General features: G+C 37.8%; 21 protein-coding genes and 2 riboswitches. Of the genes, 9 read left to right on the top strand and 12 right to left on the bottom strand.

The window, feature by feature from the left end:
* Window positions 1-7 precede the first annotated feature (7 nt).
* Complete coding sequence (locus L4F91_RS02845) at window positions 8-1,111, bottom strand: CDP-glycerol glycerophosphotransferase (RefSeq protein WP_395897150.1); 1,104 nt, start codon at window positions 1,109-1,111, stop codon at window positions 8-10.
* Complete coding sequence (locus L4F91_RS02840) at window positions 1,101-2,546, bottom strand: bifunctional cytidylyltransferase/SDR family oxidoreductase (RefSeq protein WP_395897148.1); 1,446 nt, start codon at window positions 2,544-2,546, stop codon at window positions 1,101-1,103. Before L4F91_RS02840 ends, L4F91_RS02845 begins: the two co-directional genes overlap by 11 nt.
* Before the next feature lie 178 nt (window positions 2,547-2,724).
* Between L4F91_RS02840 and L4F91_RS02835 the strand changes: the two genes are divergently transcribed.
* The 4 genes from L4F91_RS02835 to L4F91_RS02820 are packed head-to-tail and all read left to right on the top strand — an operon-like array spanning window position 2,725 to window position 6,462.
* Window positions 2,725-3,876, top strand: coding sequence for a polysaccharide biosynthesis/export family protein (locus L4F91_RS02835; protein ID WP_395897146.1), 1,152 nt, complete (start codon window positions 2,725-2,727; stop codon window positions 3,874-3,876).
* 11 nt (window positions 3,877-3,887) lie between these two features.
* Window positions 3,888-5,021, top strand: a complete 1,134-nt coding sequence (locus tag L4F91_RS02830) for a capsule biosynthesis protein (RefSeq protein ID WP_395897144.1) — start codon at window positions 3,888-3,890, stop codon at window positions 5,019-5,021.
* The gene (locus L4F91_RS02825; protein WP_265777788.1) at window positions 5,021-5,818 is read left to right on the top strand and encodes an ABC transporter permease; all 798 of its coding nucleotides are present in this window, start codon (window positions 5,021-5,023) and stop codon (window positions 5,816-5,818) included. The genes L4F91_RS02830 and L4F91_RS02825 overlap by 1 nt, the downstream gene beginning before the upstream one ends.
* Complete coding sequence (locus tag L4F91_RS02820; protein ID WP_265777787.1) at window positions 5,815-6,462, top strand: ABC transporter ATP-binding protein; 648 nt, start codon at window positions 5,815-5,817, stop codon at window positions 6,460-6,462. The genes L4F91_RS02825 and L4F91_RS02820 overlap by 4 nt, the downstream gene beginning before the upstream one ends.
* Window positions 6,463-6,520: 58 nt before the next feature.
* Here the strand turns inward: L4F91_RS02820 and L4F91_RS02815 are convergent, their stop codons facing one another.
* From L4F91_RS02815 to L4F91_RS02770, 10 genes are all read right to left on the bottom strand, one after another.
* Window positions 6,521-7,147: a 7-carboxy-7-deazaguanine synthase QueE gene (locus L4F91_RS02815; RefSeq protein WP_395897141.1), complete on the bottom strand. Its 627-nt coding sequence runs from the start codon at window positions 7,145-7,147 to the stop codon at window positions 6,521-6,523.
* On the bottom strand, window positions 7,147-7,569 hold the full coding sequence (gene queD, locus L4F91_RS02810) for a 6-carboxytetrahydropterin synthase QueD (protein WP_250364241.1): 423 nt from the start codon (window positions 7,567-7,569) through the stop codon (window positions 7,147-7,149). Before queD ends, L4F91_RS02815 begins: the two co-directional genes overlap by 1 nt.
* Complete coding sequence (gene queC / locus L4F91_RS02805) at window positions 7,562-8,245, bottom strand: 7-cyano-7-deazaguanine synthase QueC (protein WP_250350741.1); 684 nt, start codon at window positions 8,243-8,245, stop codon at window positions 7,562-7,564. The genes queD and queC overlap by 8 nt, the downstream gene beginning before the upstream one ends.
* A gap of 2 nt (window positions 8,246-8,247) precedes the next feature.
* Window positions 8,248-8,292, bottom strand: a riboswitch (PreQ1 riboswitch).
* A 104-nt stretch (window positions 8,293-8,396) separates the two neighbouring features.
* The gene (gene hpf / locus L4F91_RS02800; protein WP_250350742.1) at window positions 8,397-8,717 is read right to left on the bottom strand and encodes a ribosome hibernation-promoting factor, HPF/YfiA family; all 321 of its coding nucleotides are present in this window, start codon (window positions 8,715-8,717) and stop codon (window positions 8,397-8,399) included.
* A 357-nt stretch (window positions 8,718-9,074) separates the two neighbouring features.
* Window positions 9,075-10,442 (bottom strand): alanine/glycine:cation symporter family protein, encoded by a 1,368-nt coding sequence (locus L4F91_RS02795; protein WP_395897138.1) that lies wholly within the window; start codon window positions 10,440-10,442, stop codon window positions 9,075-9,077.
* A 103-nt stretch (window positions 10,443-10,545) separates the two neighbouring features.
* Window positions 10,546-10,660: riboswitch (glycine riboswitch) on the bottom strand.
* A 264-nt stretch (window positions 10,661-10,924) separates the two neighbouring features.
* The gene (locus tag L4F91_RS02790) at window positions 10,925-11,191 is read right to left on the bottom strand and encodes a GNAT family N-acetyltransferase (RefSeq protein ID WP_395897136.1); all 267 of its coding nucleotides are present in this window, start codon (window positions 11,189-11,191) and stop codon (window positions 10,925-10,927) included.
* A gap of 28 nt (window positions 11,192-11,219) precedes the next feature.
* Window positions 11,220-11,423, bottom strand: coding sequence for a DNA gyrase inhibitor YacG (gene yacG, locus L4F91_RS02785; RefSeq protein ID WP_250350745.1), 204 nt, complete (start codon window positions 11,421-11,423; stop codon window positions 11,220-11,222).
* On the bottom strand, window positions 11,416-12,045 hold the full coding sequence (gene coaE, locus L4F91_RS02780) for a dephospho-CoA kinase (protein ID WP_395897134.1): 630 nt from the start codon (window positions 12,043-12,045) through the stop codon (window positions 11,416-11,418). The genes yacG and coaE overlap by 8 nt, the downstream gene beginning before the upstream one ends.
* 47 nt (window positions 12,046-12,092) lie before the next feature.
* Window positions 12,093-12,782, bottom strand: coding sequence for a prepilin peptidase (locus L4F91_RS02775; RefSeq protein ID WP_395897132.1), 690 nt, complete (start codon window positions 12,780-12,782; stop codon window positions 12,093-12,095).
* A complete protein-coding gene (locus tag L4F91_RS02770; RefSeq protein ID WP_395897130.1) occupies window positions 12,779-13,993 on the bottom strand; it encodes a type II secretion system F family protein in 1,215 nt (404 codons plus the stop codon). Before L4F91_RS02770 ends, L4F91_RS02775 begins: the two co-directional genes overlap by 4 nt.
* 396 nt (window positions 13,994-14,389) lie before the next feature.
* On the opposite strand from L4F91_RS02770, the gene manX reads away from it, so the two are divergent.
* From manX to manA, 5 genes are all read left to right on the top strand, one after another.
* Window positions 14,390-15,373, top strand: coding sequence for a PTS mannose transporter subunit IIAB (gene manX, locus L4F91_RS02765; protein WP_250350749.1), 984 nt, complete (start codon window positions 14,390-14,392; stop codon window positions 15,371-15,373).
* A gap of 12 nt (window positions 15,374-15,385) precedes the next feature.
* Window positions 15,386-16,189, top strand: a complete 804-nt coding sequence (locus L4F91_RS02760; protein ID WP_250350750.1) for a PTS mannose/fructose/sorbose transporter subunit IIC — start codon at window positions 15,386-15,388, stop codon at window positions 16,187-16,189.
* 13 nt (window positions 16,190-16,202) lie between these two features.
* Window positions 16,203-17,039, top strand: a complete 837-nt coding sequence (locus L4F91_RS02755) for a PTS mannose transporter subunit IID (RefSeq protein WP_250350751.1) — start codon at window positions 16,203-16,205, stop codon at window positions 17,037-17,039.
* Window positions 17,040-17,133: 94 nt separating this feature from the next.
* Window positions 17,134-17,676 carry a YobD family protein gene (locus L4F91_RS02750; RefSeq protein WP_395897127.1) on the top strand — a complete coding sequence of 181 codons (543 nt, stop codon included), beginning with the start codon at window positions 17,134-17,136 and terminating at the stop codon, window positions 17,674-17,676.
* Between the two features lie 2 nt (window positions 17,677-17,678).
* A complete protein-coding gene (manA, locus tag L4F91_RS02745) occupies window positions 17,679-18,887 on the top strand; it encodes a mannose-6-phosphate isomerase, class I (RefSeq protein WP_395897125.1) in 1,209 nt (402 codons plus the stop codon).
* The last annotated feature ends 4 nt before the right edge of the window (window positions 18,888-18,891 follow it).

Here is an 18,891-nt window from a genome sequence, read left to right as displayed (position 1 = left end):
TTTCCTTTTATAAATTTTCTAAAATAGATACTATTCTTTTATTAAGTGGAATTTTCGAATATGAGTTATCAATTATATAATCTTTTAGCTGGAAAAATCCTTCCATTGAAAATGGGGGCCTTGAGAAATGCTCTTGAAAATATATCAAGTTTCTTTGATAGTATTGGTTACATTTCAAACTCAGTAAATATTCGCTATGTTTTTTCGAACAAAAAAGATAATAGGGAATATTTTCATTTAATAGCTGTGTTTCAACTGCTGATATATCACACAATCCAAAAACAGCATTAAAGTGTTGCAAGGTATCAACTAAACACACACCTTTTCTTTTGAGTTTCCAAGTCTGAAGTAAAGAAAAATTCAAGTGCGGTTTAAATAGAATCAATTTCTTAGATTCTTTAAGTAAATTTTCAATAAGATGTAGTAGAAATTCTTTATACTCCGCTAATCTATAACCCGTATTAGGATGAGAGCGAATTACAATATGATCAGTGTGATAACATTGACTTAGTTGTAAAATCACTCGCGTAACTAGTTCCGTATAAGATAAACTTGAATAATTTTCTTGGGGAATCCCCCCTTCCCAAGTTGGAGCATAAAAGATTACAGGTGTAGTATTATCTGACGAATCAGATAGTCCCGTTTTACCTACGAATGTATCCCCTCCTGTAATTAATCTTTCTAAATCTGCAGGAAAAAATATTTTATGGTTAAAAAAGCGATCAATTCCAGCATCTCCGGCTGTCATTACATAATCATAGATCCGAATAATCGGTTTTACTGAAGATATTTTGCTACTTTCTCCATGAGTGATAAATATATGTATTAAATTTCGATTTGCAACAGCACGGCAATTAGATTGCGCATTAAATGGATAAAAAATAATACCCTCTCGTAAAGCATCAAGATCGGCCGCTTTTACAAAACGATGTGTAACATTTGCCTTTTGAAAAAGATGAGAAATTACTTTTGCTGATCTATGCTTATATTTTTTAATAAGAAGAGTGGTATTTTCCCTAGGGAAAATACCATTCTCGAAAAAAGTCATAATCTGTTTTGCTGTACCAACAATTTTACTATCTAAGTAAATAAAATAGGGTTTATTTTTCATTATATTCTAATTCTTTTAATAGTTCTGAAATATACAGCTCATCGTTTAAAACAACATCAATAATATTACCAGTCTCTTTACTTTCTAATATCATTAATGAAGCAAATGCCACAGTTTTAGGATTAAGCAAAGTTCCTTCTGGTTCAATACCAAAAGCTTTTGTTCTCATCGGAGTTTTAGTTCGCTCTGGATTGATACAGTTAATTTTAATATTATCTGGCATCCATTCTTCCGATAGTGCTTGAGTTAAATTTACTATTGCTGCTTTTGTAGAAGAGTAAATGGCATAAAATGCCCTTCCTCGCGTATAAGAACTAGATGTGAAACTTAGTAATGAACCATGTGATTCTTTTAAATAAGGGTAAGATGCTACAGCAACATTAACCATTCCTATGTAGTTTACATTGATGCTATTTGAAATTTCTTCATAATCCATTAATGATAAGGATTTATGATTTAAGATTGCAGCAGTATTTACAATATAGTCAATACGCTTTTCTTTTTGATAAATATCAGAAAATGCTTTTTTTAAAGCATCTACATCTGTTACATTAACTCCATTTGAACGGCTTAAACTATATGTTTTTATACCAAATTTTTTTGCAATTTGAACAATGTTTGCGCCTATACCATAACTTCCACCAACAACAACTAACACATTATTTTTCATATTATATAGTCTTTCTAAGGAAGTTATATTTCTTAACGAAAAATGGCTTCGACTCTGAAATAATTTATCCGCAATAAAAAGATCAACAGGACGAGTTAATTTTATATTTGTTTCTGATCCATCAACAATTGCAATTCTTTCACTAGGTATTGTTTTCAACACTATACCGCAATCACAAGTCCCTTGAATATCTGATTGTAGATAAATATTATAAGCCTCTTTTAAAAGACCTAATCTAAAGGCTTGAGGAGTTTGTCCTTGGTAATATTCACTTCGTTTCGGAATATCTAAAATTTCTTTAGTTTCTGGATTGACATGGACAATAGTATCTGTTGCAGGAATAGCAACATCCACAGCACCATAGCTGTCTAACTTCTCTATACACTTACTGATAATTTCAGCTGATAACAATGGACGGACTGAATCATGAATAATTAATTTACAGTTATCATCTTCTTCTTGTAGAGCTTGAATAGCTGACAAAGTGGAATCAGTGCGTTCTTTTCCTCCAAATATAATTCTATTAACTTTTGAAAATCCAACTTTTGTAACTAATTCTTCAATTCTTCTATAATGATTACGTTCAGCAACAATAACTATTTCATCAATTTCTGAATGTTGTTGAAATACATTAATTGTATGTTCTAGTGCAGTTTTCCCCGCTATCTTAGAAAATTGCTTAGGGTACCCTAACCCCATACGAGAACCGACTCCACCAGCGAGAATAACTGCAACAACTTTCTCTTTATTGTTTGAAAATCCCATATATTTAACCTTAAAAAAATTGACTATCTTATTTTTTCATTGTAAAAAATCAAGCAAGCTATATCAAGCTATATAATAGAATATAGACCTATAGAAAATACTCAGTTATACTATATCATAGATAAAAAACATAAAATTTATTTACAAAAATTTACAAAAAATCTTTAAGGTTGTCCTTATGTACAAATTATTCATTTTTTTAAGCTATAGTTTATTAGTATCCTGTTCAACTTTACCCACATCAGGCCCAAATAAGGGCGAAATAGAAAAAGTAGAGCAACAAAATGCCAATGTGTCTGCCGTTCAATTAATTAAGTTAGATGATAAGGTTGTAGGTGATACTCCTTTTCAAGTTGAATCTTTTAAACAGTTAGGTTCTTCTAAACAACGCTACCAAGGCGTGGTAAACTCAGGTGATTTACTTGATATAACCCTTTGGGAAGCACCTCCTGCAATTTTATTTGGTAGTGTGTTAAACGAAAGTGGTATATCATCTAGCCAAAGTACGCATTTGCCCGAGCAAATGGTCAGCTATAATGGACGCATTACCATTCCATTTGTTGGTTCTTTGCGTGTGGCAGGAAAAACGCCAGAGCAAATTCAAACTGACATTGTTAATCGTTTACAGTCTATCGCAAATCAGCCGCAAGCGATTGTGCGCGTTGTAAAAAATAATTCTGCGAATGTAACTGTATTAACTAAATCATCAACTGTGCGTATGCCATTAACAACTTATGGTGAACGTGTGCTAGATGCGGTAACAGCAGCAGGTGGAACAAGCGGAGAATTACAAGATATTGCAGTGCAACTTACTCGCAGTCATCAAGTAAGAACCATTTCTTTAGCAAAATTAGCACGGGATCCACAAGAAAATATCCTTTTACGTTCTGGTGATGTCTTAAGTTTAATAAATAATCCACTTTCATTCACGGCAATGGGTGCGGTAGGAAATAGTAAAGAAATTCGTTTTTCAGCAGAAGGTTTAAGCTTAGCAGAGGCAATAGGTCGTCTTGGCGGTTTGAATGATAATCGTGCCGATCCAAGAGGTGTATTTATCTTCCGTTATGTTCCATTTGAAGAAATGTCATTAAATAAACAAAATGAATGGGAAGCCAAGGGATATCACAACGGAATGAAAATTCCAACAGTATATCAAGCAAATTTACTTGAACCTCAATCAATGTTTTGGATTCAACAATTTCCAATTAAAGATAAAGATATTGTTTATGTATCTAATGCACCATTGGCTGAATACCAAAAATTTATTCGTATGATCTTTGGAACAGTAAACCCAGCATTATCAACGATCAATAGCATTAATAGAATGTAGGTATATAAAGAATGGAACAAAATATTGATCAACCCATTACAAAACGTAAGAAAAAATTGAATTTAAAGAAAATTAATCCACTATTGTGGATAACAGTGATCATTCCTACTTTCTGCTCAATTTTTTATTTTTCTATCTGGGCTTCAGATGTCTATATTTCTGAATCTAGCTTTATTGTGCGTTCATCGCGTAGCCAAGCGAGTTTAGGCGGAATGGGAGCATTGTTGCAAAGTATCGGCTTTGCACGTTCTCAAGATGATACTTTTACTGTGCAGGAGTTTATGCGTTCTCGCAATGCCTTAAGCACCTTAGAAAGCGATCTGCCGCTTAGAAAATATTATGACGAAGGGGATTTTTTCAGTCGTTTTGATCCACTAGGATTATTCGACTCCCAAGAAGCGTTCTATCAATATTTCCGCGATCACTTGTCAATCAGTATTGATTCATTATCGGGGATTGCAACATTAAGAGTGCGTACTTTTGATGCAACATCAGCGCAAGAAATTAATAATGCCTTGCTCAATCTAGCTGAAAAATTAGTGAATCAACTTAATGATCGTGCGCGTAGAGATACCATTAAATTTGCAGAACAATCAGTTAATGAAGCGGAAAATCATTTAACTGAAACTTCTGTCGCATTAAGCCAATATCGTGTTAAAAATGAAATCTTTGATGTAGCAAGCCAATCAGAATCTGTTTTAACCTTGGTACAGAAATTACAAAATGAATTAATTTCAATTCAAACTCAGCTTGATCAAGTAAGAGCATTATCACCAAATAACCCGCAAGTCAAAGTATTACAAGCAAGACAAAAAAGTATTCGTGAAGAATTATCACAGCAGTTAGATGTGGTGTTTGAAGGAAAAAAATCTTTAACCACACAATCTGCCGAGTATCAGCGTTTGATTTTAGATGATACTTTAGCGAAGCAACAATTAACTGCAGCGATATCAGCATTGCAAAGTGCAAAAGAAGAAGCAGGCAGACAGCAATTATATTTGGAAATTATTGCTAAACCTAATCATCCTGATTTGGCTTTAGAGCCACATCGTTTATACAATATTTTAGCAACATTGATTCTTGGCTTAGTGCTTTATGGTGTATTAACACTATTATTAGCAGGTGTGAGAGAGCATAAAAACTAATGCAGTATGGTGAACAAACTTCATTACGAGAATCATTTCAGATTCAATGGCGAGTGTTAAAAGCATTATTGCTACGTGAAATTATTACTCGTTATGGGCGTAAAAATTTAGGGTTCTTATGGCTATTTGTCGAACCCTTTATGATGACCCTTGTGATTGTATTAATGTGGCACTTTTTTAGGGCTGATAGATTTTCTACGCTAAATATTGTTGCTTTTGCTATCACAGGCTATCCATTATTAATGATGTGGCGTAATGCGTCTAATAGAGCTATTGGTGCAATTGATGCGAATATGGCCTTATTATATCACCGTAATGTTCGTCCTTTAGATACGCTTTTTTCCAGAATGACGTTGGAAATTATGGGGGCCACCGTTGCACAGATTTTGATGCTTGCTTTTCTTGTAATGATTGGTTGGATTGAAATGCCAAACGATGTGCTATATATGCTTTTCGCTTGGTTTTTAATGGCGCTGTTTGCGATTGGTCTAGGTTTAATCATTTGTTCGCTAGCTTATTATTTAGAATTTTTTGGCAAGATCTGGGGAACATTGACCTTTTTGATGTTTCCTATTTCAGGCGCATTCTTTTTAGTAAGCAGTTTACCTAGCAATGCTCAATCTATGTTGCTATGGTTTCCAATGATTCACGGAACAGAAATGTTTAGGCACGGCTATTTTGGCTCAAGCATTGTGACAATGGAATCACCTAGTTACCTTCTTGCCTGTGATTTAGTCATGCTTTTAATTGGATTATTAATGGTACGCAGTTTTAGTAATAGGATTAATGCAAGATGATCAGTGTAGAAAATGTTTACAAGAAATATCACACAAGAACAGGTTCTGTCACAGTTTTAAACGATATTAATTTTAAACTGGAGAAAGGCGAAAAAGTAGGGATTTTAGGACGAAATGGTGCGGGTAAATCAACTCTAATTCGTTTAATGAGCGGGGTTGAAGCGCCAACAGCAGGTATTATTCGCCGTGAAATGAGCATATCTTGGCCACTCGCTTTTAGTGGGGCATTCCAAGGGAGCTTAACGGGAATGGATAATTTGCGTTTTATTTGCCGAATTTATAATGCTGATATTGACTATGTAACAGCATTTACCGAAGCGTTCTCAGAATTAGGTAACTATCTTTATGAACCTGTAAGAAGTTATTCATCGGGAATGAAAGCGCGTTTAGCCTTTGCATTATCTTTATCCGTAGAGTTTGACTGCTATCTTATTGATGAAGTAATTGCCGTTGGGGATTCTCGCTTTAGTGAGAAATGTCGTTATGAGCTTTTTGAAAAACGCAAAGATCGTTCTATTATTCTGGTTTCTCACAGTCCTTCTGCAATTCGTGAATATTGTGATAATGCTAAGGTATTAGAAAAAGGAAAATTATTAGATTTTCCTTCCATTGATGAAGCATATCAATATTACAACCAACAATAATTAAAACTCGTTAAAAAACCACCGCACTTTCTAAAGTGCGGTGGTTTTTTCTTAGATTTTATTCAATCCCAATCAGCTTATGTGTTTGAAGACTTAATTGCCATTTTGGTTTATTCGGGCGTTGGTTTAGTAAACCTAATTGTGTGATGGTGTGGAGCAAATTCATTTCGCCATTGGTTTCGCAAGGTGAAAGGTAATAATGCTCTGCCTCAATTTGCTTTTCAATGAATGCACAAAATGCTTGTACATCTGCATCTGCCACAATGCGAACTTCATTGGCTTGAGCAATACAGCGTTGGCGGTATTTCTCAACATAAGCACGCTTAGGGCTGGTGGCGATATAATCAATTTGTGCGGGAATCGGTTTTAATCCATTGGTTTCAATGGCAAGAAAATAACCGTCCGCCTTAAGTTGTTCAAGCAATAAGCTAAGTTGCGGTTGAATCGTCGGCTCTCCCCCTGTGATAATAATATTTTTCGCCGAAAACGACCGCACTTTCGCTAAGATTTGCTGTAACGACCACGGTTCAAAATCATTGTAGGGCGTATCGCACCAAGGACAAGTTAAATTACACTTTCCAAAGCGGATAAAAATACAAGGCATTCCCGTATTTGCCCCTTCGCCTTGCAAACTCTGGAAAATTTCTACAATGGGATAGCTTGGATTAGAGATCAATTCCACCATTACTCTTCCCGATATTCACAAAATGAAGTGGGCGTTTCCCACAAGCGAATGGCACTAATCGGCAAGTGTTCGCTCAAGCGTTGAAAAATAAAGCGAGCCATTTCTTCTGCGGTGGTACGGGTTGGCATAGCAAAGGTTTTGGAATTAAGATCTTGTAATAATCGTGCAATTTTGCTTTCTCGTTCGCTCGTTTCATCATAAATAAACGCGTGATCCATTGGGCTAAGAATCTGTTCTTTTACGATCTGTTTTAGATCGGAAAAATCCATCACCATTCCTTTTTTTGCCCCGCTGGCGTGTAGCTCTCCCTGTACTTCCACTTGCAATTTATAAGTATGTCCGTGCAGATTTTGACATTTGCCATCGTGTCCATCTAATAAATGTGCCATATCAAAACTGAATTCTTTAGAAACTTTAAACATTTTGCCCCGCACTTTTTTGTTGTAAATATTCGCTTAAGCCTTTATTACGCAATACACAGCTCGGGCATTCGCCACAACCACCTTCCACGCCCATATAACAGGTGTGAGTATGATTGCGAACATAATCCAACGCACCTAGGCTATCTGCCAATGCCCAAGTTTGTGCTTTGGTAAGATACATCAACGGTGTGCGAAGATTAAAATGGTAATCCATCGCTAAGTTAAGCGTTACATTCATCGACTTGATAAATACATCACGGCAATCAGGATAACCACTGAAATCGGTTTCACACACGCCCGTGATAATGTCAGAAATGCCTTGTCCTTTTGCATAAATGGCGGTGTAAAGCAAAAATAATGCGTTGCGTCCATCTACAAAGGTGTTTGGCAGTTGATCTTTTTCTTGCTTGATTTCTGCGTCTTTGTTCATTAATGCATTTGTTGTGATGGCTTTGATCACGGAGGTATCAATGAAAGTTTGTTTTACGCCAAGATCTTGTGCGATCCATTTCGCCTTTTCTAATTCTATGGCGTGGCGTTGTCCATAGTGGAAAGTGACGGTTTCCACATTTTCAACACCATAATCCGCAATGGCTTGAATTAAACAGGTGGTGGAATCTTGCCCACCAGAAAAGATAACAACCGCTTTACGGTTGTGATTTTTGAATGTTGTCATAAAATTTCCTAGTTTTTTTGCGTGGGAGGGTTGCGAACCACGGGTACAGCTAGATTTTATCCAGCCACGAAATAAGGGCGATATTGTACAACAAAGGGGAAATGAGGCAAAGAAAAAGCCCGCAAAAGTGCGGGCTAAAATAGAAAAGTTTTTAATTAAACGAATCTTTTAAACGTTCCTCTGCACGGCGAGATTCATTTTTATGTTGTAATTTATTCAGCTGACGTTCAAGTTTCTCTTCCACTTCATTAATCGCCTTATACATATCATCAGCTTCACTACTTGCAAATAAATCACCAAATGGTGTGCCGATAGAGGCTTCCACCGCAAAGCCTTTTGGTACTTTATTCAAAATAAAATGAGGATTAATCAGTTGAGTTTGCCATTTTCCTAATTTAGCAAGTCTTTCTTCAATATGAGCGCGGATTGCTGGGGTGATGTCCATTTGTTTACTTGTGATATTTAGAGTCATAGCATTTACCTCTCTTTTGATTGTAAGTATTTCTACTTGTGTGAAATCTCATACCTACAACATAGTCCTGTTAGAGGAACTTTTCAAGGGCTTTATTTAAGAATAAAAAAGAAAAATGTAAATTTATGATCTAAGTAGAAGATTTCAAAAAAGAGACTTTCATTTTATGGAAAAGTTGTTATTATTCCTAGGTTCATATTCATAAATGGCTTCTCTTTTAAGTAGCCATTCGCTAAATAAACGTTGAATAATGTGTTCAATCAATTTCCGGTTCCCTCTTTCAAAATAGCAAAAAGCACAGTAAAAGGCGATTTTTTACTGTGCTTCAATGAATGACCAATGTTTATTTAACGTTTTCTAATCGTCTGCATCTTGATGTGCGACACTTAAACGTTCAAAATAGCTTCTTGTTTCGTCAAGTACGACTTTGCGTAAACCAATTAACGCAATAAGATTTGGGAATGCCATTAATCCATTTACAATATCTGCCAGAATCCAAATGGTTTCAAGATGAATAAACGCCCCACAAGCCACCATAATAATAAAGATAAAACGGTACGCTTTTACCCCTTTAACACCGGCAAGATACACAAAACAGCGCTCACCATAATAACACCAGCCTAAAATCGTGGTGAATGCAAAGAATAATAATCCAAGGGTTACAATCGTGCCACCTGCTGTTGTTCCCAGACCTTCCGAAAAGGCAAGATTGGTTACTGCCGCACCGGCTTCTGGTGATTGCCAAGCACCTGTTAGCACAATGACAATGCCCGTCATCGTACAAACGATAAGGGTATCTAAGAATGTTCCCGTCATTGAAATCAAACCTTGACGCGCAGGTTCTTTGGTTTGTGCCGCAGCGGCTGCAATTGGCGCACTTCCTAAGCCTGATTCATTTGAGAAAATGCCTCGTGCCACACCCGATTGAATCGCTTTCATTACGGTATAGCCTAATGCTCCCCCTAAGGCAGATTGTGGATTGAACGCACTTTCAATAATTAATCCTACTGCGGCAGGAACTTGCTGCCAGTTCAAGGTGATAATGACGATAGAAATCGCAACATAAAGCACGGCCATAAAAGGCACAATGATGGCCGCCACAGAAGAAATGCGTTTAATGCCGCCTAAAATGATCGCTGCAACCAACAAGGTGATAATTGGTGCCATTATTTCCACAGGAATATGAAAGCTATTCTGCATTGCGTGCGTAATGGCTTGCACCTGCGGAAACGTCCCAATACCGAAAAAGGCCACCAAAATACCACAAATTGCAAACATTTTTGCAAGCCATTTTATACCTAGCCCACGTTCAATGTAGTACATCGGGCCACCGGCAACAAAACCACGTTTATCAATAATGCGATATTTCACCGCCAGCAAACATTCGGCGTATTTCGTTGCCATACCAAACAATGCCACTAACCACATCCAAAAAATTGCGCCGGGACCACCAGCCTGCACTGCAGTTGCCACCCCAACAATATTTCCCGTTCCAATGGTAGCCGCTAATGCCGTACTTAAAGCAGCAAAGGCGGAAACATCACCTTTTCCTTTTTGCGTCCCTTTTTCACGTTTAAATAAATAACTTAACGCTCTCGGCAATTGAAAAACTTGAATAAACCCTAAACGAAAGGTGAAATAAAGCCCTACGCCAGACAATAAAATTAATAAGGGCGGTCCCCAAATAAAGGCGTTAATTGATGATAATAATTGTGTCATTGACATTGAATGTTCCTCGTAAAAAAATTGCGGTTTACAAGGAGGCGAAAAGAGTTTGGCGAATAGAAAAAAGACAACGCAAAGCCTTGCGTTATATCACCTGAAATAATCTCTTGCCCCTGTCCTTTTGCCTGAGCGTTTGAAAAACGATGAAAATTTACACCGCTCTTTTGCGCCTTCGGCGTCCATTTGCCTATGCAATGGATCTCTCCAAGGGTTCGTCCAGTAACAGTCCTCGCTAACTTAATAGCACCTGAAAGATTTTTCCTCGTCGGTGCAGGGTTAATTCCCTACTCTCCAGCTACCTTCGTCCGAACATACTTTTATAAAAAAGTGCGGTGGATTTTAGCAAGATAATTTTCATTTCTCAATCCCTTTACGAGAATTGACGGCAATGTATAGAAAATGGTAGTAATACTGTTTTAATAACACACCATTACTACGCAAAATAGATGAATTTCCAGTGAAAATTTGGAGAGGGTAAGAGATTAACGGGTTTCACGCAGCCATTTTCTTTCAATATAGCTACAACTTGGTACTAAATTTAATTGATATTCTCGCACAAATTGCACTAACGCTTGATAAAGTTTATCTGCCACCCCTTGCCCACGTAAACGCTCCGATACATACGTGTGATTGGCATTAATACTATGGGTGTCAATAAAGTAATAAGTGAGTTTTGCCACTTTCTGCCCTTGATCATCAAGTACAAAAAACTCGCCATCTTGTTCATTTTGTTGATGTTGAATATTCATTTTTTTCCTTATTTGCTATATTTTTTAACTAGCCACGCCAATCTTCATCGAAATTCGCATTGGTGGCAAAATCCGCTGTTTCACAAGGAATGGCTTTTTCTTCATTTGCCCATTCACCTAAATCAATAAGCTGGCAACGCTTGCTACAAAAAGGGCGATACTGACTTTCTGGCGTCCAAGGTACGGCTTTTTGGCACACTGGACAAGGTACTTCAAAAATTTCTTCACGCATTATTTTTCGTTTTTTCCTTCGCAAATTGTAAATATTGATAGTGCAATTCTAACACTTTTTGCCTTAAATAAGGCAGATTTTGGCTTAATTCTGGCTCGTTATTCACCACATCATCTGCAACAGATAAGCGTTTTTCTCGGCTTACTTGTGATGCCATAATCTTTTTAATCAAGACTATTTTATTTTGATCTCGCTTCGCAGCACGTAACAACTGGGTTTCTGGCAACACATCAATAACTAGCACGCGATCACAAAATGCGGTGAGATCATTTTCGATTAACAATGGCACAACCCACAACACATAAAGAGATTGACTTTGAGCGAGCTGATGCAACATTTCACGGCGAATTGCTGGGTGAAGTAAATTGTTTAGCCAAACTTTTTCCTGCGGACGCTCAAAGACAATTTGGCGTAAGGCTTGGCGGTTTAATTCCCCCGAATCCAATAAAATTTCCGCACCAAAATGCTCAGCAATTTTCCCCAGTAACGGAGAGCCTTTCGCCACAACCTCTCGTGCTACAATATCTGCATCAATAATTTCTACCCCTAACTCGGCAAATAAATCCACAATGGTACTTTTACCACTGCCAATGCCCCCCGTTACGCCAACAATATAGCTCATTCTTTTCTACCCTTGTCTTATTTTGCTTAAATCATACGCGCTCTTGTTTACTGAAGCAATAAGAGGCTAAATGCCGAAAGATTTAAAAAAGGTGCGAAAGGAATTTGTTGATAATCACGCTTACGTAATTTTTGTATGCTACAAAAAAGAAGCCCATAAAAAGAAGCAAGAAAAACAAAGTGAGGCAATTGTGGTAAGGCTATTCCCGCTCCAAGCGCAAAGGCAAGCCAAGCATCGCCTTCGCCTAACATTGTTTTATGCAACATTATTTGACTTATGCCACAAATTCCATAAAAAATAAGCAAAATTATCACCGCACTTGTTAAACCTTGCGCTAACGATACAGATACAATTTGCCAATGTACGCCTAGCAAGGTCCATAAGAACAGCCAAATACATAACAACGGAGAAATTAATCGGTAAAGCCAATCAATAATACTGATTAAAATAACAAAACTGAGCCAAATTGCCCACCATAATGCGATATAAGGATCAGTATTTAGCTTGCAACACAATACAAATAGTCCCGCAAAGGCAAAAATATAATACAAAAAACCACCGCACTTTTTATTTTGCCACAAGGAATGTGGCATAGGCATTTCTTTTTGCTGTGGTTGGAAAAGTGTACAATAATCGTGCCACACGCTTTGCTTTAATCGTTGAGCAAATGTAGCAACAAATATAAAAATCAGTAGCCCCACTAATCCACCAAACAAAAATGTCGCAACATCTATCATTGAATCATTGATCCCATATTGAAAATTGGTAAATACATTCCGAGTAAAACAGCCCCGATCAGGCCACCAATAATCAGCATCAAAAGTGGTTCAAGCAATTGAGAGAGGAGATCCACTTGGTGATTGAGATCTTGCTGATATTTATCAGCAATATGTTGTAGCATTTGGGCGACCTGTCCGCTTTCTTCACCAATTTTTAGCATTTGTTGCGCAGTCATTGGAAAAAAATCACTGGCTACGCTGTCAGAAAGTTTATAGCCCTGATTAAGCCAATATAACGCCGTTTCTACGGCTTGATTTAACACCTGATCTGCCACATCATTTTTTTCTACTTGCCAACTTTGCCGTTTTGGCAAAAAAGATTGTAATGCCACATTTAACGGCACACCGGAACGCAACATTAACGCAAGCGCTTGACTAAAGCGAATCAGGCGCGCTAATTGCGTGATCTTGCCTAAAATTGGCATTTTACTGAGACATTGATTTTTCCATTTGATCAACATTGACGAGTGTTTTAAACGAAAACGAATAAAGACCAAAGTAAGTATAAACAAACAACCTAGCTGCCAAAAGTGTTGTTGTAGCCCTTCTGAAAGATGCAATAAAAACGCGGTAAATACAGGCAAACTGGCACTATTATTCGCGTACATCTCGGCAAATTGTGGCACGATAAAAATTAGCAGTAACAACGTTAAAAGCAGGGAAATACCTAGCACCAGCATTGGGTAAAGTAAAATTTTTTGGATTTTTCGTTGCAAAATTAAAGAGCGCTGACGATGTTGGGCGATTTGCTCGCACACCTGTGCGAGCTTGCCTGTCATTTCGCCAACTTGAATGAGTTGCTGTTCTTGCTGTGAAAAATATTTTCCTTGTTTTTCAATCCCTTGTGAAAAACTTAATCCACTTTCAAGATCATTAATCAATTGCCCAAGCCAAAGATTTAAGGAAATGACCGTACAATTCTGTGCTAATAACTGCAAACTTTGCTTCATCGGCACAGCAGATTTTAGCAATAATGCGAGCTGGTTAATCAATTCATATAACTCATTTGCTTTTGGCTTGCGCGGCAATTGCCAGTTGCGCTGCAATTTGATATTTTGCAACTGGCGTTGAAACAAAGCTTGTCGTGCCATTTCAACATTCTCAGCCACGATCATTCCTTGTTGTTTTTGTTGTAAAAAATTATAGGCTTGCCAATTAAACAGTTTCATTATTCCTTCGTTCATTTATCCGCAGTCGCTATGTTTAGCCTATCCCAAAAAATCCACAAAAAAACCACCGCACTTTATTTTTACGATCAAGATCGCAAAAATAAATAGTCATCTTGCATATTAAAAATATTCTGCTACTTTATTGAGCATTTTTTGTTGAAAAAAATTCAATAAGATAAGAATTTATAAAATTTCACTCCAAAAAGTATTGAAATAATTCATCAAAAAAAGTGTGTTTTTTAACCACATAATAAAAAAGATGAGATGAATCACAATTTTTATTTAATACAGTGCAAAATCCGTGATCTTCATCACATTATTTTGGAGCATTTTAGTTTAGAATGCGCGCCTAATTTTATAGTACTTAAACCATAACCACTTGTATAAGGAGTCCTTATGGCTATTGCGATCATCATCGCAACACACGGCGTAGCGGCAGAACAACTGCTCAAAACGACCGAAATGTTGATTGGTGAACAAGAAAATGTTGCCACAATTGATTTTGTTCCCGGCGAAAATGCAGAAACGATTATGGCAAAATATCAGGAAAAACTCAGCACAACGCTTGCGCATTGTGATGAAGTGTTATTCCTTGTCGATACTTGGGGTGGTAGTCCGTTTAATGCGGCAAACCGAGTATCAGAAGGAAAAGACAATATGGATATTGTTACTGGGGTAAACGTGCCAATGTTGGTAGAAACCTTTATGGCTCGCGATGATGGCCCTAGTTTGCAAGAATTGGTGGCAATCGCCTTAGAAACAGGACGAACCGGTGTCCGTGCCTTAAGATATGTGGAAGAAGAGCCAGAGCAAGCGCCACAAGCCGTTGCTCAAGCCGCACCTGCATCAAGCCAACCAGAAGTCGTAACGCCAAATAAAGAGGGACATCTCGTTATTGGGCTTGCGCGTATTGATGACCGATTAATTCACGGTCAAGTTGCCACTCGCTGGACAAAAGAAAGCAAGGTTTCTCGCATTGTTGTCGTCAATGACGATGTAGCAAAAGATAGCGTTCGTGCCACAATGCTGAAAAGCGTTGCCCCTCCCGGGGTAACAGCACACGTTGTAGGCGTAGAAAAAATGATCCGCGTTTATAATAACCCAGAATATGCTGGCGAGCGTATGATGCTGTTATTTACTAATCCAACCGATGTGCTAAAACTGCTTGAAGCAGGATTTGATATGAAATCGATCAATATTGGCGGTATGGCATACAAAGATGGTAAAAAAATGATTACCAGTGCCGTATCCGTTGATGATAAAGATATTGACGCATTCAAAGCCATTGACGCAATGGGTGTGGAACTTGATGTGCGTAAAGTATCAAATGATAGCCGTCAATATATGATGGATTTATTAAAGAAAAACAATCTTGTATAAGGGATGACTATAATGGAAATTTCAACACTACAAATTATTCTTGTCTTTATTGTTGCCTGTATTTCAGGTATGGGATCAATCCTTGATGAATTCCAAACTCACCGCCCATTAATTGCTTGTACGCTTGTTGGTTTAGTCCTCGGTGATATTAAAACAGGGATTATCGTTGGTGGTTCGTTAGAATTACTCGCTCTGGGTTGGATGAATATTGGTGCAGCACTTGCGCCAGATGCCGCCCTTGCTTCCGTCGTTTCTACGATCCTTGTGATTGTTGGCGGTCAAGAAATTACCACCGCAATTGCCTTGGCTATCCCACTTGCAGCCGCAGGTCAAGTGCTAACTTATGTTGTGCGTGCAATCACCGTTGGTTTCCAACACGCTGCCGATAAATCCATTGAAGATGGTAATTTAAACCGCTTAGACTGGATTCATTGCAGTGCCTTAATTTTACAAGCAATGCGTATCGCTATTCCAGCCTTGATTGTTGCCTTAACCGCAGGAACAGACGCTGTACAATCAATGCTAAATGCGATTCCAGCAGTAGTTACAACAGGTCTAAAAATTGCCGGTGGAATTATCGCCGTGGTAGGTTATGCAATGGTGATTAATATGATGCGTGCAGGGCATTTAATGCCATTTTTCTACGCAGGTTTTGTGGTTGCCGCCTTTACGAATTTTAACCTTGTTGCCTTAGGTGTGCTAGGTGCAATTATGGCAGCACTTTATATCCAACTTCACCCAAAATACAACCAAAGTAAACAAGTGGTGCAAGTGGTTTCTAATGGTAACAATGATCTTGATAACAGATTAGATTAATGGGGTAAGAAAAATGACAATAGAAATGAAAAAAGTAACCCAAAGTGATTTAAATAAAGTCGTAATGCGTTCTAACCTTTTCCAAGGCTCTTGGAACTTTGAACGTATGCAAGCGCTCGGTTTTGCTTATTCAATGGTTCCCGTGATTAAACGCTTATACCCTGATGCGAATTCACAAGAACGTAAAGATGCAATCAAACGCCATTTAGAATTTTTCAATACTCAACCCTTTGTTGCTGCACCTGTTCTTGGTGTAACCATTGCGATGGAAGAAGAGCGAGCCAATGGGAAAGAAATTGATGATGCGGCAATCAACGGGATTAAAGTAGGGCTAATGGGGCCTCTAGCTGGTGTGGGTGATCCGATTTTCTGGGGAACAGCACGCCCTGTATTTGCTGCACTCGGCGCAGGTTTAGCACTAAGTGGAAGCATTCTTGGCCCATTATTATTCTTCTTTTTATTTAACCTTGTACGTTTAGCAACCCGCTATTACGGTGTGGTTTATGGCTATAAGAAAGGGCTTGATGTTGTACAAGATATGAGTGGCGGATTATTGCAAAAACTGACCGAAGGTGCATCTATTCTCGGTCTCTTTATAATGGGGGCGTTGGTACAAAAATGGACAAGCATTAATGTACCTCTGGTGGTTTCTACCATTGAAAAACAAGATGGTACGATTGAGGTTACCACCGTGCAATCTATCCTCGATAGCTTGATGCCGGGTTTACTGCCATTGCTATTTACCTTTGCTTGTATGTGGCTATTACGCAATCGTGTCAATGCGTTATGGATTATCGTGGGTATTTTTGTCATCGGTATCATCGGTGCAGCAACAGGTATTCTCGCTTAATCGTTACTTAAAGACAGAATAATGATAAAATTAAACTCTCCTCGAACTTTCGTGGAGAGTTTATTTTTTACATAATCAGAATACGGACGTTGTTATGATCAATACCGCTTTATTAGTCTTTATCATTCTTTATTTTTTATATGCTTTCTACGATCAATTCCTTATGGAAAAACGCTTTGGTGAAACGGTCTTAAATGTGCGTTTACGTCGTAAATCAAAAATTGAAGGCATTATTATGCTTGCGCTAGTTGGTATCGCGATTTATCAAGCCTTACCACAAGGCATTGAACCTTACACAATGTTTTTATTGGTAATGTTTGGCATTTTAATGATTTATCATTTCTTTATCCGCTACCCTGTCTTTATTTTGAAAAAAGAAGGCTTTTTCTTAAATAATCTTTATTTGCAATATGCTTACATTAATACCATTAATATTGGTGAAAATAGTTTCTTGCAGTTAGTGCTAAAAAATGGAAAAGCGGTATCTTTAGCCGCACAAAATCCTAAAGATGTGGAAAAAATTTTGCAATATCTCACTGATAGCGGACGCATTTCACAAGCTCAAAATGCTGTAGAGCAAGCAAAACAAAAATCTACCGCACACCACAGCGAAAAACAAAATAAAAAAGGAAAATAACTATGCTTTACCCATTAAACGGCAAGCTTCAACATTATGTTTGGGGCGGACAGCAATTTTTACCAGAATTTCTGGGCATTCCTGCGCAAAAAAATCAATATTACGCCGAATGGTGGTTAGGCGATCACAATTCTGCGCCATCGCTCATTGAAGAAAATGGTACATCACAACCATTAAACGCATTTTTAGCCAAAAATCCCACCGCACTTGGGGAAGCAAGCCAAGCTCAATTTGGTCGCAGCTTACCTTATTTACTCAAAATTTTAGATGTAAAACAGCCCCTCTCAATTCAGCTTCACCCAACAAAAGCACAAGCAGAAGCGGGTTTTGCTAAAGAAAATGCCCTCGGTATTGCACTTAATGATCCAACGCGAACTTATAAAGATAATAATCATAAGCCGGAAATGATGATCGCGCTGTCCAATTTTTGGCTCTTACACGGCTTCAAAACCAAGCAAGCAATTATCAAAACACTACAAGCTCGCCCGTCTCTTGTACCGCTTGCTGAAAAACTTGCACAACAATCTTTAGCGGATTTTTATGCTGATCTGATGCAAGCAGAGCAACAAGCACTCGCTATGTGGCTTAATCCGATTATTCAAGCTAATCAAACGGCTTATTCACAACAGCAACTTAGCCTTGATAATCCTGATTATTGGGTACTTTACACGATGGAAGCGATGCAAATTCCACCTGAAAAACTTGATGTAGGACTGATTTGCTTCTACTTATTTAATATTGTCGAAGTAAAAAAAGGTGAAGGTATTTTCCAAGATGCGGGGATTCCACACGCCTATTTACGCGGTCAAAATATTGAATTAATGGCTTGCTCCGACAATGTTATTCGTGGTGGTTTAACCCCAAAACACGTTGATATTGCTGAATTGTTGAAAGTTATTGACTACCGAGAAGTCATACCGCAAATTATCCCTATTGCACCAAAAAATGAGCCAGTTTTTACTTACCAAACACCCGCAAAAGACTTTGCCCTCACTCAAGTGAGCTATCAACAAGGTGAACAACATCGTTTACATTCACAAAGTGCAGAAATTTTATTAGTAATGCGTGGCGAATTAAAAATTAGCGAAAATTCCACCGCACTTCACTTAAAACAAGGTCAATCCACCTTTATCAGCGCAGACTCTGAATATTCAATAACAGGAATTGAAGAAGGCTACGCTGTGATTGCGAGGTTACCAACACAATTATAATGCT

Source organism: Avibacterium sp. 20-126, assembly GCF_044358625.1.
Taxonomy (GTDB): domain Bacteria; phylum Pseudomonadota; class Gammaproteobacteria; order Enterobacterales; family Pasteurellaceae; genus Avibacterium.
The sequence above is the reverse complement of the archived record's forward strand: the minus strand, read 5'-3'. Positions and strand labels throughout refer to the sequence as shown.

Bases quoted from the DNA above. Each gene is read 5' to 3' on its own strand.
- L4F91_RS02845 (WP_395897150.1), bottom strand. From the start codon at position 1,111: ATGAAAAATAAACCCTATTTTATTTACTTAGATAGTAAAATTGTTGGT.
- L4F91_RS02840 (WP_395897148.1), bottom strand. From the start codon at position 2,546: ATGGGATTTTCAAACAATAAAGAGAAAGTTGTTGCAGTTATTCTCGCT.
- L4F91_RS02835 (WP_395897146.1), top strand. From the start codon at position 2,725: ATGTACAAATTATTCATTTTTTTAAGCTATAGTTTATTAGTATCCTGT.
- L4F91_RS02830 (WP_395897144.1), top strand. From the start codon at position 3,888: ATGGAACAAAATATTGATCAACCCATTACAAAACGTAAGAAAAAATTG.
- L4F91_RS02825 (WP_265777788.1), top strand. From the start codon at position 5,021: ATGCAGTATGGTGAACAAACTTCATTACGAGAATCATTTCAGATTCAA.
- L4F91_RS02820 (WP_265777787.1), top strand. From the start codon at position 5,815: ATGATCAGTGTAGAAAATGTTTACAAGAAATATCACACAAGAACAGGT.
- L4F91_RS02815 (WP_395897141.1), bottom strand. From the start codon at position 7,147: ATGGTGGAATTGATCTCTAATCCAAGCTATCCCATTGTAGAAATTTTC.
- queD (WP_250364241.1), bottom strand. From the start codon at position 7,569: ATGTTTAAAGTTTCTAAAGAATTCAGTTTTGATATGGCACATTTATTA.
- queC (WP_250350741.1), bottom strand. From the start codon at position 8,245: ATGACAACATTCAAAAATCACAACCGTAAAGCGGTTGTTATCTTTTCT.
- hpf (WP_250350742.1), bottom strand. From the start codon at position 8,717: ATGACTCTAAATATCACAAGTAAACAAATGGACATCACCCCAGCAATC.
- L4F91_RS02795 (WP_395897138.1), bottom strand. From the start codon at position 10,442: ATGTCAATGACACAATTATTATCATCAATTAACGCCTTTATTTGGGGA.
- L4F91_RS02790 (WP_395897136.1), bottom strand. From the start codon at position 11,191: ATGAATATTCAACATCAACAAAATGAACAAGATGGCGAGTTTTTTGTA.
- yacG (WP_250350745.1), bottom strand. From the start codon at position 11,423: ATGCGTGAAGAAATTTTTGAAGTACCTTGTCCAGTGTGCCAAAAAGCC.
- coaE (WP_395897134.1), bottom strand. From the start codon at position 12,045: ATGAGCTATATTGTTGGCGTAACGGGGGGCATTGGCAGTGGTAAAAGT.
- L4F91_RS02775 (WP_395897132.1), bottom strand. From the start codon at position 12,782: ATGATAGATGTTGCGACATTTTTGTTTGGTGGATTAGTGGGGCTACTG.
- L4F91_RS02770 (WP_395897130.1), bottom strand. From the start codon at position 13,993: ATGAAACTGTTTAATTGGCAAGCCTATAATTTTTTACAACAAAAACAA.
- manX (WP_250350749.1), top strand. From the start codon at position 14,390: ATGGCTATTGCGATCATCATCGCAACACACGGCGTAGCGGCAGAACAA.
- L4F91_RS02760 (WP_250350750.1), top strand. From the start codon at position 15,386: ATGGAAATTTCAACACTACAAATTATTCTTGTCTTTATTGTTGCCTGT.
- L4F91_RS02755 (WP_250350751.1), top strand. From the start codon at position 16,203: ATGACAATAGAAATGAAAAAAGTAACCCAAAGTGATTTAAATAAAGTC.
- L4F91_RS02750 (WP_395897127.1), top strand. From the start codon at position 17,134: ATGATCAATACCGCTTTATTAGTCTTTATCATTCTTTATTTTTTATAT.
- manA (WP_395897125.1), top strand. From the start codon at position 17,679: ATGCTTTACCCATTAAACGGCAAGCTTCAACATTATGTTTGGGGCGGA.